Source organism: Alteromonas sp. Cnat3-28, assembly GCF_022348265.1.
GTDB lineage: Bacteria > Pseudomonadota > Gammaproteobacteria > Enterobacterales > Alteromonadaceae > Alteromonas > Alteromonas macleodii.
The window spans coordinates 122,876-135,463 of sequence record NZ_JAKREY010000003.1 but is presented as its reverse complement, the minus strand read 5'-3'; the positions used below and the strand labels follow the sequence as shown (position 1 = coordinate 135,463).

Sequence of the window (12,588 nt, the reverse complement as noted above, 5' to 3'; positions counted from 1 at the left end):
GCGCCGACGTTGATATAACAGGCGCTTTATTTTTATCTGTAGTAAACAGGAAAGGGGTACAATGAACAACGAAATGCTGGCTTTACTTCAAGACATATACGATGAAGTTGAACCTATGTTGGGTATGGGGAAAGTTGCCGACTATATTCCAGCACTGGCCACCGTCAACCCAAGACAGTTTGGCATTTCAATTTGCGATACTAACGGTGAAATCACCTCTATAGGCGATGCGAGTGTTCCTTTTTCTATCCAAAGTATTTCAAAAGTCTTTAATCTTGTGCTGGCCATCAACCACTATGGTGAAACCATGTGGGAGCGAGTTGGCTGCGAACCATCTGGCCTGCCGTTTAACTCTTTAGTGCAATTAGAATACGAAAACGGCATTCCTCGTAACCCTTTTATAAACGCAGGTGCGCTGGTTGTAAGTGACATGGTGCAATCTCGGTTTGCCTCGCCCTATATTGCCATGCGAGATTTTGTAAGGCGCTTAAGCTGTAACGGTGACATAGTGGTGAATAAGGTGGTGGCTGAATCGGAGTACGAGCACCGCTCTCGCAATGCGGCAATGGCGTATTTGATGAAGGCCTATGGAAACTTCGAAAATGACGTTGAAGATGTGCTACGAAACTACTTTCACAACTGCGCATTAGAAATGAGTTGTGAAGACTTGGCGCGTTCAACTAGCTTTCTTGCCAATGCAGGGTTTTCAACCTGTGCCAACCAACGTGTGCTAACCCCATATCAAACTAAACAGGTGAACGCACTTTTGGCAACCAGTGGTATGTATGACGAAGCGGGGAGTTTCGCTTTTAAAGTAGGCTTACCGGGTAAAAGTGGCGTGGGTGGTGGTATTGTAGCCGTTGTGCCTGGGCGCTTTTCAATATGTGTATTTTCACCGGCCCTTAATAGCGTGGGGAATTCTCAGCTAGGTGTGGCGGCTTTGACATCGCTAAGTGAACGCATCAATTGGTCTATTTATTAGGGGCTATTACGCTTCGCTGTATATCAAAGGTCAACAGGCCTTAGTAGCCTGTCAATTCCATAAAGCCGCTCCCTGAATGGGAGCCTTTTATATCCACTCGCCCTTCATAATAGGGAAATAAGCTGTTATTCCATTGGCTTTCCTTGAACGGGCGAATGGATAGGTCGATATCTTTTTCTGGTATTTGAATGCGCCAAGCGGTGGGAACAGAGCGAGCTGACTCTCCCTCGTTGATTGTTTCATAGGCCGTTGGCGTAATTGATACGTAGGCTTGGTCGATAGTTTCTTTCGTGCCATTTTCCGCTATATAGCTAGCCGTTGTGAATATTTCGCTGTGTTTGCTTTTGCTATTTTTCATGTTTTCATTCATGGCGTGCATGCGAAACGCCATCAATTTACTTCCATCGTCTAAATGCAGCGAAAACCAATCCCATCCCATGGCTTCACTGTTGGCTAGGTGGCTCGTCCATTCGTGATCAAACCAGCCTTTACCCGCAACTTTTACGCTATTGCCCTCTATGTTTAACGTACCTTCCGCGTTAATGAACGGCTGGCTGTAATAGTAGGAGCGAAGGCGTTCGTCTTGTGTTTTTTTACTGTAGCCGTTATCACCCTGTTTGATGAAAGGCCCAGAGGTGTTTAGGTTAAGCGCTATTTTGACGGCGCTAACGCTTGGCGCGTCATTTAATTCTGATAAGCTGTCTGCAGAGGTAGCGGGGATTTTTTCACGTGTTTTAAGCGGATGAAGCGTGCTGCTTTGCCCGAAAGAGAAAGTTAATACGGACGGGAACATGGCTTTGCTTTCTGCACCTGTTTGGACCTCCGCCTGTGCCGCTTTCCAAACCCAATCGTCAATAACTGTCGTATAGGGTTTTTGATTCACATAGACATTACCTACACCGCCGCTTGCAAATCGTTCTTCGAAATAATGCTGTTCAGCGGTATGTAGCGAAGCATGTCCCATCCATTGCTGGCCATTGCTCCAGTTTTTTGCGATATGGTTGTTGGCGTTAACTTCAGCACTATTTTCAGCATTAGCCTTAGTGCTTTGAGGGGCGTCTAGCTCAGTATTGAAACGAAAAAGCGTATATTGAAGGCCGAACTCGTGCCCGTCTTCAGCGCTTAACACAAACGTGAGGTACCACCACTCTAACTGAAAATCGGGATGACTCATGTGATCGCGTGGTAATTCAACAGTATTGCCCCGCTTTACTGGCGTAAAGGCGTCGCTCGACTGCATGTTTCCAAAAAAGCCGTTTGGCGTGGAGGTTCCCAGAGTTTCGTTTTCATCTTTTGGGTTTTCAGTACATGCATTCAACGTGAAACAAACAGCTACAAGTACTAAAAAGATGTTGGCTTTAAATCGCAAAAACGTGGTGTTGGTGCTACGTAATTGGTTTGTCATAGCTGAACTTCCTGCCTTAAATCAATTTTCGGCTTAAGTTTCCCTAAAGGTAACAACAGCACCAGTGAAACGATAAGCAGCGATAACCCCACGCTAGAGAGAATAACCTCTGCATTAATTGAAAGCGGGTACACCCAGTTAAATGCATGCCGGTTTACTTGTTGAATAAAGACATAGGCCAAGTACACGCCAAAAGGAATGGCGAGCAAGGCTGAGATAAAACAAAGCAGCAAATATTGCGCAAACAGGGATGCTTTTACTTTAAGCTGACTAACGCCAAGGGCACGCAATACAGATAACTGCGCTGCGCTGCCTATGGTTAGTACCGTCAGCGAAACAGCGAAGGCGACGCCCGCAACCAATAGGGTGGTAATGTTAAGGCCGTCGGTTAATACAAAGGTACGATCAAAGGTCTGCATAGAGGTATCTAACAGCGCTTGTCGGGTATAAAGGGCAATTTCGCGGTGTTCCCCTAACTGTGATTTTAGCTGCTGTTCGAGGATGTTCTTTCCATAGGTGCTTTGTTTGTTGTCGCCTATCACGTTAGTCTCAATAGGCGGCTCTGGGTAAATAGCCACTACACCGGAAAAAAGTTGATCCCTGATAAGGACATCGTTTCGATTAAATGAGGGAAGAGGCACTAATATTTGCCCGTTCAGGTTACCGTAGTCGGGATAAATACCCAGTACTTTCCATTGAGGCGTCGCTGCAAATACGTTTGAGTTCGACGAACTGCTTTGTGAGCCTTGTGTTGGGTCAGTAGTTTTATCTTGTGGCGAGCTATACGCCTCGTTAGATGTATTAATCGCCAAAGAACTTGAATTCGCAGTTTTACGAAGGCGAATATTTTCTATATCTAGCGTGTGTCCTAACTTTGCGTTAAGGGCAAACGCTAATTGCTGATTGATGAATACCCCTTTCCCTTCTGTAAACTCACGCCACACTGTGTTGAGGTCGTTGTTTATTACATCATCGAGGACAAGCGCCTTTTTACCGCTTTGGTGAATGGGGTAGCTACTGATAGAAACGTAAGTGGGCGAGCTGTTACTGACTTCACGTGTCTCTTTATGTGTTTCTTCTTGAGTATGTGAGCTATTGACAGCTCCCTCGGCCTTAAGTAAAGGAGTTAAAGCAAGCGGAGGTAACGATTTGGTAGATAACGTTTCGATACGACTAAGTGGCGCGTCGGTGTACAGATAGAAAGGCGCGTAAAGCCTTTGCGTTAACCATTGTTCAGTGGCGTCTCTAAAGCTGTCCGTCATGGTATTCATACCAATATTTGCGGTTAGCGCGATAAAGAATGCACAAACGGCGAGACGGGTTTTGCTAGACAGTAAATGCATATTAGCAATGACGTAGTGAAACACGGGCCACTGTCTTGGTACAAATCTAGTCAGTAGCTTAGACAAAATAGGTAACCAAAGAAGAATAAGCGCGCAGCTGGTAAGGAGTAACAGTGCAACAAAGAAAAGTGCTGAAGCTGTAGAAGATACGAGCCCCTCAGCGATAAATAACAGTAGTAGGGCACATAATGAGATAAGACCTACGGCAAATTGGCCTAACGCATTTTCTTTTTTGACAGGCGCTACGGTTAGGGCATTTGAAAGCTTAACTATAGAAACTAACGAAAAAACAACTAGTGATATAAAGGTCGTTGTTAATGCGAAGCCGAAGGTGAAAAGCAGATTAACGTTGGGGTTAACAAATACGGCGTTAAACAACGACGTAAATGTACCGTTTATCACAGGTGACAACCATGACGCCGCTTGAAAACCGATGAACATACCAATTGGAATACTTATTACGCAGTAAACAAGCAACTCGGTGAATAAGGCAACGCTTAAAATTCGCTGAGATATGCCCAGCTGCCGTAAACGAATGATATTGGGTAGCCGCGTGCGGTACATCAAGTTTAGCGCGTTAAGTACTATAAAAAGCACCACAACGCCCATCAGTCCACTCATCGCCCAAAGATTTAGTCTAAAACTATCTGGCAACGAACCGGTGTCATTGTCTGTATTGCTAGTGGTTTGCTTTACAGGTATTCCAAGTAGGGTTTCTATTTGGGTTAAATGCTGATGTGATAGCGGTGAAAGTGCAATAAACCCGGAAAGAGGGACGTAAGCTTTCTGTTGCTTTGCTTGTTTCTCTTGCGCGCGTTTAGCATTGTCAGGAATAACAGGCTTAACAGGTTCATCATTCTCAATCGTTACCCCGCCTCTGTAAAACTCATCGATAGAGATCAAAATTGTATTTTGCGGAGCAAAGCTGCTCACATACGCGCTTACCGTTGCAGGCCAATAGGGACTTGGCGCGGATTTTCTATCGATTTCATTGAGCGTGTCGTGACAGGCCAGTTTTGCGTTCGTTAAGGGGTGAATAAGCCCATTTACAGCGAAGTCGCCCCCAGAATTTGAGCGCAATTCGCGTCCCGCTGGCGTCTGCTGGTTTTCCATTTCACTAAATTTCTTCGCATTTTGCGATAAATAGGATAGCGAAAAAGCACTATCGTTTTCCGCTGGGGCTTCAAAACCTCTCGTTCTAAATGCACTTCCTAAAAGAGGCTGAGTATCAACACCGAGTAATGTGAGAGTTGTTGTGGGCTTGCTGGCATTACACGATAGGGTGATGTCTCGTTCAGCTATCGCAACAAGCTGGGTAAACCCCTGCTTGCGAACCGTGGCATAATCGCTCTGTGTAAGGCGAGCTCGGCTGTCTGCTGGGGTGATGATACTGCCCAAGGTAAGCCCTTGCTTTGACTGTAACAGTTCACCTTGTGTAGCGCCTTCGTTTATAAGCAAAACGGTAACCAAACCAGCATTGGCCAGTATAATTGCGGCCATAATGAGTAATGGCTCCCACGGCCTGTGCCTTGCCATTGCAAGTAAGCTAGAAAGTGTTAACAGTAGAGTGCGTAGCACGTTATTTTCCTACTTGCTGTTTTCGGTGTCTTTTTCACAGGGCGCATATCGCTAACGTTTTTCACCTGTAATTAGCTTGCTGCTACTGGTGAAGATAAGGTTTGTTCTTTAGTTTTATATTTCACACTCTCTAATACCCCTTTATGTAGTCGCAAAGCGGCGTCTGCTTTTACTGCGACGTCTTGGCTATGAGTTACCACAACAAGAGAAGTATTGGCCTCTTTACACGTTTTAAAGAGTAAGTCAGACACGGTTTCACTAGTGGTTTCGTCTAAATTGCCGGTGGGTTCGTCGGCCAAGATAAGCGAGGGGCGATGTACAAGTGCTCTAGCAATGGCACAGCGCTGCTGTTCACCGCCAGATAACTGACTTAGCGGCTTTTGCGCTAGGGGTAATATCCCAAGCTGCTCCATTAACGCTAATTGGTAGTCGTTATCTACATTACCTTTTAGCCTTGCAGTAAAGGCAATGTTGTCCCACGCATTAAAGCAGTCGAATAGATTGAAGCTTTGAAACACAATACCTAAATGCTGTTTGCGAAAACTATCAATATCCTTCGCTTTAAATGTATTATCGAGTTTGCTATTGCCAGCAATCGACAATCCATTTACCGAAATATCTCCTCCGTCGGGCGTCTCAAATCCAGCAATAAGCGACAGCAAGGTAGATTTACCGCAGCCTGAAGCCCCCTGAATACTCACCGATTCACCTGTCTTTACGGTAAGGTTAAGGTTGTTGATGAGCGGAGCCCCTGTCTGTGTAAAGGATTTCTTTAAGTCTTTTATGGTCAGCATAATTCGCCGTTTCGTATTGAACCGTCTTAGTGTGAACATGAAGGAGCGAGAATGCGCGCAATACGCTATACTCAATACGCAATTAGCAGCGTTTATGGCGTAATGCTAGAGGTGCTATGCGCGCCTTCAATTAGCGCCTACATGTTCTAATAGAACGGGGTATTTTTATAATTGAGAGTATACGTAATACCCACGCTTTTTGGTTAAAAGCGGTGCGGAAATTTGATGGTTAGTATTCTTCTGCGTTTCAGGAAAATGCTTTAGTCGCCTAAATTACGAGATATGTAATAGCTTCAGTCGTAGGGAAGGGCATGTTAAAGGGGCGTTAAGCCCCTTATCGATTGTCTTTTTACTGATTAATAAAGTTATCGAGTTCTTCGCCAGTAATTTTTTTGATTTGGGCAAACAAATACCAGAGCGCTGCAATAAGTAAAATCATGCTCGGGATCACAATGACTGGATAGCTAAGCGCAGTCATTCGGCCAAGCTCTTCAGTGTATGCCGTAGTGCCCGGCTCACTGACCAATATCATTTTTGCCAAGATATAATTTAGTGCAGAAGAGAGGAAAAACGAACTCGCTACGATGTAAGAGCTAACCGCGACTTTCTTTTTAAACTCGCTCTGTTTTCCTTTCGCATCAAGAACTTGGTTTAGGTGTGGCCAGTTTATGATTTGGTCGTTCAAAATAAGCATTTTGACCAAGGGTTTATTAGAGTATTGGGTTACCAGTACAGCAATACCGATAATGCCTGGGATAGCGGCTTCTTTTATCGCAATATACTCGGCAGGCAGTTTAAGTAAGCTAAACCCGCCGGTAAGTAGAACGCTGATAATGCCTAAAATGGAAAAGCCGTTGACCTTTCCCGACTCTTTTAAATCCCATAGGCCATAACCAATAGGAAAGCTGAGTGCCGCCACAATGCTCCACGCAGGGCCTAGGTAATCTTCCGAACTTGCATAGCTCATTAGCACCACAGGAATAACAATGTTAAACGCGAGGTTGCCGAAAAAGCCTTGGTTTTTTTGTGTAGGTTCTTGTACTGCTGACATATCTAATTACAACGTCTTATCTTGAGGCTAATTATACGTAAACTAATTAGCGTGCCCAGTGCCATGCGGCAAATAAGCCACCAATAAAGCCAAACAGATGATATTCAAAGGAAATAAATTTGGATGTGGGAAGCACACCAACCAGCATTCCTCCGTATAGCGCTGCAACTACTAGTGAAATAAGCAAATACCGCACTTTGTTACTTCTAAACCCTGCTAGCACGAGGAAGCCGAAGTAGCCATATACCATGCCGCTCGCGCCAATATGCGTAGCGCTTCTACCGAACAGCCACACGCCCAAACCACCTATAAGCAGTGCGCTTAGCGTAGCGATAAGAAACGTGCGTTTTCCCCACTGCATAGTAAGCCACATGAACAGCAAAAGAGGCACCAAGTTAGCCATCAAATGCGTGGGTGTACCGTGAAGGAAAGGGGCTGTGAATATATATGGCAAGGTTGACAGTGTACGAGGCACTACACCAAACTGATTAAGTGCATTGCCTGTAAGTAAGTTTGCTACTTCTATTACGATTAACAATGCACCTAGCGTCAGCAGAACGCGAATTTGGAAAGAAAGCGGCTTCATCGAACGCCCCTAAAGTAGATTACAAAATAATATGAGGAAGGTAGCGAGAGAGATCTTGCGTAATAGCAGATGCATCTTCTCTTACTGAAATACCTGCTGGCATGTCATCCACCAACCAACTACCTATGAGTGTATGGTTACCTTCAAAAACGGGTAAAGGTTCAAATGCTTGAACAATATAGCCTTCTTCGCCGTAAGGACCATCGCTAAGCCTATTCTCAATTCCACCTTCAATGATAGAAACATTCGCGCCTTCCCTAGAAAATAGAGGCTTTTTAATCCACTTTCCTGATAGTGTGTTTGTGTTTATTTCATCTGAAAAATAAGCGGGAAGCAGGTTAGGGTGGCCTTCAAATTTCTTCCAAAGCTGAGGAAGCAAGGCTTTATTGGAAATTATCGATTTCCACGGGGGCTCTATCCAATTAACTTGGGCGTCTTCTAACACGTCGCCAAACTCTTCGCGCAGCATAAATTCCCAAGGATAAAGCTTGAAGCAGTCTGTAATTGGCGCGTCTTGAAGATCGGTAAAAACGCCCGTGTCCGCTAACCCAATGTCTTCAATAAAAACGAAGTCAGCTAAAAGCCCGGCCTCTGTAGCGCAGTCTTGTAGGTACTGCACTGTTCCGCGGTCTTCTACGGTATCTTTACAACACGCCATGTGCAGTTGATTAATGTTGTAGTGCAATGCTATTTCGCGAAAGCGATGAACTAGTTTTTCTTGCAAGCTATTGAACTGATCAGCGTGCAGGGCAAGTTTGCCGGCATCCACATTTTGTGAAAGCCACAGCCACTGCCAAAAGCCAGATTCATACAAGCTGGTGGGCGTATCTGCATTGTTTTCTAGCAGCTTAGCTGGCCCTTTGCCGCTGTAGACAAGGTCAAGGCGTGAATACAAACTGGGGGCTCTTTCCTGCCAGCTGTTTCTTACTAAGTCCCAATGTTGCTCTGGAATTCGAAAACGAGTAAGTAATTCCTCACTATTAACCACATCTTCTGTCACTGCCAAGCACATTTGATGTAGTTCGGCTGTGGGGTCTTCAATGTCGTTTTCAATTTGCGCTAGCGTGAATTGGTAGTAGGCACTTTCATCCCAATACGGCTCGCCATACATGGTGTGGAAATGAAAACCAAACTCGTTAGCCAACTGCTGCCAGCCCTTGCGAGGCTGGCAAGGCATTCTAAACATAGTTATCCGCCCCAGCCGCCTTTACGGCTGCTGCTACCCCAAGACGATTTTGCACGAACGCTGCTACCAAACCCGCCACGTTTCATTGTGCGGTTCACGGTAGGCTTAGGCTTATAAACGTCTTTGTTTACGCGATATTTTCTTTTGCGAATGTCGCCGTCGAACACATAGCCGTCTGCCGTTATCCAGCGTGAGCGAAACGGTGAATTATATGAATAGGAAGTATATAAGGGCTGTGAGTAATAGCGATTTGGCGATAGCAGAGAGCTCACCATGTAGCCTGCCATGAACGGCATGAAAAAGCTGCCGCTACTATTATTCACATATTGGCACTGGTTAGGGCCAAATTCGTGTTCGCAGTCGTACTCAGAGCTAAAGCGCGGACTAGTGCGCATGGCCTCGTCGACCGCTGTCTGGTAGGCAGCTTCACAACGCTCTACTGCATCAGGAAAATCCTGTTTACAGTCTTCTAGCGAGGTATAAATGGTGGCGTCTTCTTTTTCGCCACCACAGCCACTTAAAATAACGCTGGCCACACCCAATGCTAAAGGCTTCACGCTAAAACCTTTGCGCATGCGACCAAGGTCAATATGTTTGGTGCGTTTTAAAGCGGGCTTCTCACCTTGCACGCTATCAACAACATCAAGCTGAGTGTTTCGTTTATCAGTCATCGCTGCCCCCTTAATAGGTCATGCAAGCGGCATTGAGTAAGCCTACGGCAATAGACATGCTGGCAAGCATAACACCCGCAGAAACTTCGTTATTGTTTATGCGCTCAGCGATTTTCGGCATAAAGCTGAAACGCAAAATGGCAAACGCTAGGGATTGTGCAATCACAGCAACAAGCGCCCAAATAGCAAAATCTACTACAGCAACCGAGTTTGAAGCTGCGCTGCCAAGGGCGATAGCAAAACCGATTATAGCACCACCAAAGCCGATGGCAGCGGCAACGTTTTTCTCTTCTTTTACCAGCTTCCATTCATCGTGAGGTGTGACCAAGGCGTACACCAATTTGAAGATAAACAAAAAAACAATCGACAAGCCGAAGTAAAGCGCAAAGTTATCCAGGCCAGCCAAAGATTGCATGATGGTATCCATAGTTATTCCCTTTTTATTAACCGTTTATAGTGATATCAGCAGGTTCAACATCAAAACCCGTTGAAATCACCAAACATCTATCTAAATTATTGCCTACTTGTTTCTCTTCACCCACAACAAGCAGTGTTTCAACTCTGTCATTACTGATTGGGCGTTCATACAGCATCATAAACTGATCAGTAGTACTCACATCACCATCTTCTTCATAGGTAGTTTCAGTGACGGCAACAGGCGGTGACTCATCGCCCACTGCCCCCCATACGCGGGTATAGACCTTACCGTCAAGCTCATAGGTGGGCTGGCTGATAACGTTTTTCAAACATTCGTTCCACTGAGCAGTATTACCAATGGTTTTCGTTTCATAAAAGTGCCACAGCTTAACATCGGTAATGTGATTCTCAGACAAGCCGCCGTCGGTGACCACCTGTAAAAATCCATCGTCGTCGGTGTAAAAGCGAAGCAGAGTGCCACCTGTATCTAAGGGCGCTTCACCTACCGCTTGAATTAATTGAGAACGGGCTGCACCTTCAATAGTGAGCTCCGGTTCTAATAGCGAAAGTTTCAAGTTATCCAACTCGAAAGAGCCACCTAAATAAAGCCCCATTATTTCTGGCGACTTAGGTTTTTTAGGTTCTGATTTTTTAAATAATTTACTAAACATGTTTACGCCTCTTAATCAGCGTCTAGAGAAGACCAGTTAATTGCGTTAATGCGGCGCTCAGCAATGTAAAACAAAGTGTCGCCCGGGTTTAACGTAACGTCCAACGGTGGGTTTACCACCATTTCTTTCACAAGGCCATTTGGCGCATAACCAATAAAGATGGCATCGTGTTTACGTTTCAAATTAATAAATAACTTAGCAACAGAAATGGCGTGGCTACTTTCTGGGATTTTTACTGAAAATTGCGCTTGGCCCTCTTCAATACTCAGCAAGTCGTGATGAAGCATACTTGAACCAGGATCAAAAGCGGCTTTAACTAACATTTCTATTGCCACGCTCGGTGTACACTCCACTTTAGGGCAGTGATCCTGAAGTAAGCTGACTAGGCTATCATCATCAAAATAAGCCACCTGATGTGCATCAGGGTTACGCTTAGTACAATACAGCGCGGTAGTCATGGTGACATCGTCTTGTGGGTTATCGATAAGAATAGTTCGGGCGGTGGACACGCAGGCGCGATCCATATCTTCGTCTTTGTTAAACGAATCTACCTTCACGAACTCAATCACGCCAGGCATGGGATTAGTGATATCGGCCTTCACGCACAGCACAATATCGGGGCGCTCTGGCATGGCATCGCGTTCTTGAAGTATTAAATCAAGCAGCAGCATAGTACGCTGCTCATTCCACCCAATTACTAAGATATGTTCATCTAGCATCAAGCTGTTCATACCCAACAATCCTTTCTTCCACGTTAATGAAACCCAAGCTGCAATCCGGCCAATTACCATGGCGAAGATACTCAAACCAAGCGGTATGACGTAAAGCGCTACAACCAGTTTTCCCGCTGGCGTGACGGGAGATAAATCACCATAGCCCACTGTAGAGGCGGTGACCGCCAGCCAGTAAATAAAGTCGGCGTTGGTAATTAAATCGTGCTCGTCTGCAGCGTAAAGTAGCCAATAGCTTGTTACTGCGTAAAAGGCGGTGGCACCGACAATAGTGTACCAGCGTGATTCTGCAAAATATTGCAGCATGATTTTTCGCAGTTTTATCCATGGAGACATAAAAGAAACAGCCCTTGTTATGCGTGCCCTTACTCTGCCTTGAAGTACTTGATTTGTCTAGGTTAGCGCTTTACTTAACGGTAATTTACGCAGGAAATTATTGTAACAAGAATTAAAAATGGGAGCGCGTAGCTCCCATTTTTCTAACTTACTTGCCTAGAATTCGCGCTAGCTCGTCATCGGCCGAGGTTTTACCACCTTTAATGCCCGCTTCGGCTAGACGTTTTTCTAGATCGCTGCTCGATTCATTATTTGCTAACTCTTCTGCAGCTTGTAGTTCAGCATTGCGCATCTTTTGCTTATCTTGAATACGTGACAGTGACTCTGTCGCCGTTTTCATTTTGCTATTCGCACCCATGTGGCGTGAAGAAACCGCTACTTGCGCCTTCTGAACGCTTTCAGTGGCTTTTACCATATCCACTTGCTGCTCTAAGCGACGTAAATTCGCTTTCGCCTGTTGGATATTTTGTGCCAGCTGCTTTTCTGACTGCTGGAACTGATCAAGATAAGTTTGTTCTTGGTCTCGTTCTTCTTTAAGTTCAGACACCTTTTGCGCACAGTCTAGCGCGAGTTGGCGGTCGCTATCGATGGCCTTGCGCGCGTGAGCTTCGTATTCCGCAATTGACGAATTGAAGCTATCCACTTTTTGCTGAGAAAGTTTACACTTTGCCAAGATTTGGGTACGTGCATGGTCTGACTTACGCAATTCTTCTTTGGCTTCTCTAATTTCTTGTTCCAGAATTCGAATAGCCTGACTGTCTACGACAGATTGAGCAGCTTCGGTTGCACCACCTTTTACTGCAGTTACTAATTTTTTCCACACTGACATTCGCTTCT

General features: G+C 45.2%; 12 protein-coding genes. 1 reads left to right on the top strand and 11 read right to left on the bottom strand.

Annotated elements, in window-relative coordinates; translation table 11 throughout:
- The first annotated feature begins 73 nt into the window (after window positions 1-73).
- Complete coding sequence (gene glsB / locus MHM87_RS04620; RefSeq protein WP_014999079.1) at window positions 74-982, top strand: glutaminase B; 909 nt, start codon at window positions 74-76, stop codon at window positions 980-982.
- 40 nt (window positions 983-1,022) lie between these two features.
- Here the strand turns inward: glsB and MHM87_RS04615 are convergent, their stop codons facing one another.
- The 11 genes from MHM87_RS04615 to MHM87_RS04565 form a co-directional block, all read right to left on the bottom strand.
- Window positions 1,023-2,387, bottom strand: a complete 1,365-nt coding sequence (locus tag MHM87_RS04615; protein WP_239257872.1) for a lipocalin-like domain-containing protein — start codon at window positions 2,385-2,387, stop codon at window positions 1,023-1,025.
- Entirely contained in the window at window positions 2,384-5,308 is a 2,925-nt protein-coding gene (locus tag MHM87_RS04610) for an ABC transporter permease (protein ID WP_239257871.1), read from the bottom strand. The genes MHM87_RS04615 and MHM87_RS04610 overlap by 4 nt, the downstream gene beginning before the upstream one ends.
- 71 nt (window positions 5,309-5,379) lie before the next feature.
- Complete coding sequence (locus tag MHM87_RS04605) at window positions 5,380-6,102, bottom strand: ABC transporter ATP-binding protein (RefSeq protein WP_239257870.1); 723 nt, start codon at window positions 6,100-6,102, stop codon at window positions 5,380-5,382.
- Between the two features lie 349 nt (window positions 6,103-6,451).
- Entirely contained in the window at window positions 6,452-7,153 is a 702-nt protein-coding gene (locus MHM87_RS04600; protein ID WP_014950200.1) for a VC0807 family protein, read from the bottom strand.
- Window positions 7,154-7,199: 46 nt separating this feature from the next.
- Window positions 7,200-7,739 carry a rhomboid family intramembrane serine protease gene (locus tag MHM87_RS04595; RefSeq protein WP_014950199.1) on the bottom strand — a complete coding sequence of 180 codons (540 nt, stop codon included), beginning with the start codon at window positions 7,737-7,739 and terminating at the stop codon, window positions 7,200-7,202.
- Window positions 7,740-7,758: 19 nt separating this feature from the next.
- Window positions 7,759-8,925: a glutathionylspermidine synthase family protein gene (locus MHM87_RS04590; protein WP_168463599.1), complete on the bottom strand. Its 1,167-nt coding sequence runs from the start codon at window positions 8,923-8,925 to the stop codon at window positions 7,759-7,761.
- Between the two features lie 2 nt (window positions 8,926-8,927).
- A complete protein-coding gene (locus MHM87_RS04585) occupies window positions 8,928-9,596 on the bottom strand; it encodes a DUF1190 family protein (protein WP_014977050.1) in 669 nt (222 codons plus the stop codon).
- 10 nt (window positions 9,597-9,606) lie between these two features.
- Window positions 9,607-10,023: a DUF350 domain-containing protein gene (locus MHM87_RS04580; protein WP_014950196.1), complete on the bottom strand. Its 417-nt coding sequence runs from the start codon at window positions 10,021-10,023 to the stop codon at window positions 9,607-9,609.
- A 16-nt stretch (window positions 10,024-10,039) separates the two neighbouring features.
- Window positions 10,040-10,684 (bottom strand): YjfK family protein, encoded by a 645-nt coding sequence (locus MHM87_RS04575; RefSeq protein ID WP_014979843.1) that lies wholly within the window; start codon window positions 10,682-10,684, stop codon window positions 10,040-10,042.
- Between the two features lie 11 nt (window positions 10,685-10,695).
- A complete protein-coding gene (locus MHM87_RS04570; RefSeq protein WP_170826512.1) occupies window positions 10,696-11,751 on the bottom strand; it encodes a potassium channel family protein in 1,056 nt (351 codons plus the stop codon).
- Window positions 11,752-11,899: 148 nt separating this feature from the next.
- Entirely contained in the window at window positions 11,900-12,580 is a 681-nt protein-coding gene (locus MHM87_RS04565; protein ID WP_014950193.1) for a PspA/IM30 family protein, read from the bottom strand.
- Window positions 12,581-12,588: the final 8 nt, after the last annotated feature.

What these genes read in the sequence shown, in the direction of transcription:
- glsB (WP_014999079.1), top strand. Translation starts at nt 74, where the DNA reads ATGCTGGCTTTACTTCAAGACATATACGATGAAGTTGAACCTATGTTG.
- MHM87_RS04600 (WP_014950200.1), bottom strand. Translation starts at nt 7,153, where the DNA reads ATGTCAGCAGTACAAGAACCTACACAAAAAAACCAAGGCTTTTTCGGC.
- MHM87_RS04590 (WP_168463599.1), bottom strand. Translation starts at nt 8,925, where the DNA reads ATGTTTAGAATGCCTTGCCAGCCTCGCAAGGGCTGGCAGCAGTTGGCT.
- MHM87_RS04585 (WP_014977050.1), bottom strand. Translation starts at nt 9,596, where the DNA reads ATGACTGATAAACGAAACACTCAGCTTGATGTTGTTGATAGCGTGCAA.
- MHM87_RS04615 (WP_239257872.1), bottom strand. Translation starts at nt 2,387, where the DNA reads ATGACAAACCAATTACGTAGCACCAACACCACGTTTTTGCGATTTAAA.
- MHM87_RS04575 (WP_014979843.1), bottom strand. Translation starts at nt 10,684, where the DNA reads ATGTTTAGTAAATTATTTAAAAAATCAGAACCTAAAAAACCTAAGTCG.
- MHM87_RS04565 (WP_014950193.1), bottom strand. Translation starts at nt 12,580, where the DNA reads ATGTCAGTGTGGAAAAAATTAGTAACTGCAGTAAAAGGTGGTGCAACC.
- MHM87_RS04570 (WP_170826512.1), bottom strand. Translation starts at nt 11,751, where the DNA reads ATGTCTCCATGGATAAAACTGCGAAAAATCATGCTGCAATATTTTGCA.
- MHM87_RS04580 (WP_014950196.1), bottom strand. Translation starts at nt 10,023, where the DNA reads ATGGATACCATCATGCAATCTTTGGCTGGCCTGGATAACTTTGCGCTT.
- MHM87_RS04605 (WP_239257870.1), bottom strand. Translation starts at nt 6,102, where the DNA reads ATGCTGACCATAAAAGACTTAAAGAAATCCTTTACACAGACAGGGGCT.
- MHM87_RS04595 (WP_014950199.1), bottom strand. Translation starts at nt 7,739, where the DNA reads ATGAAGCCGCTTTCTTTCCAAATTCGCGTTCTGCTGACGCTAGGTGCA.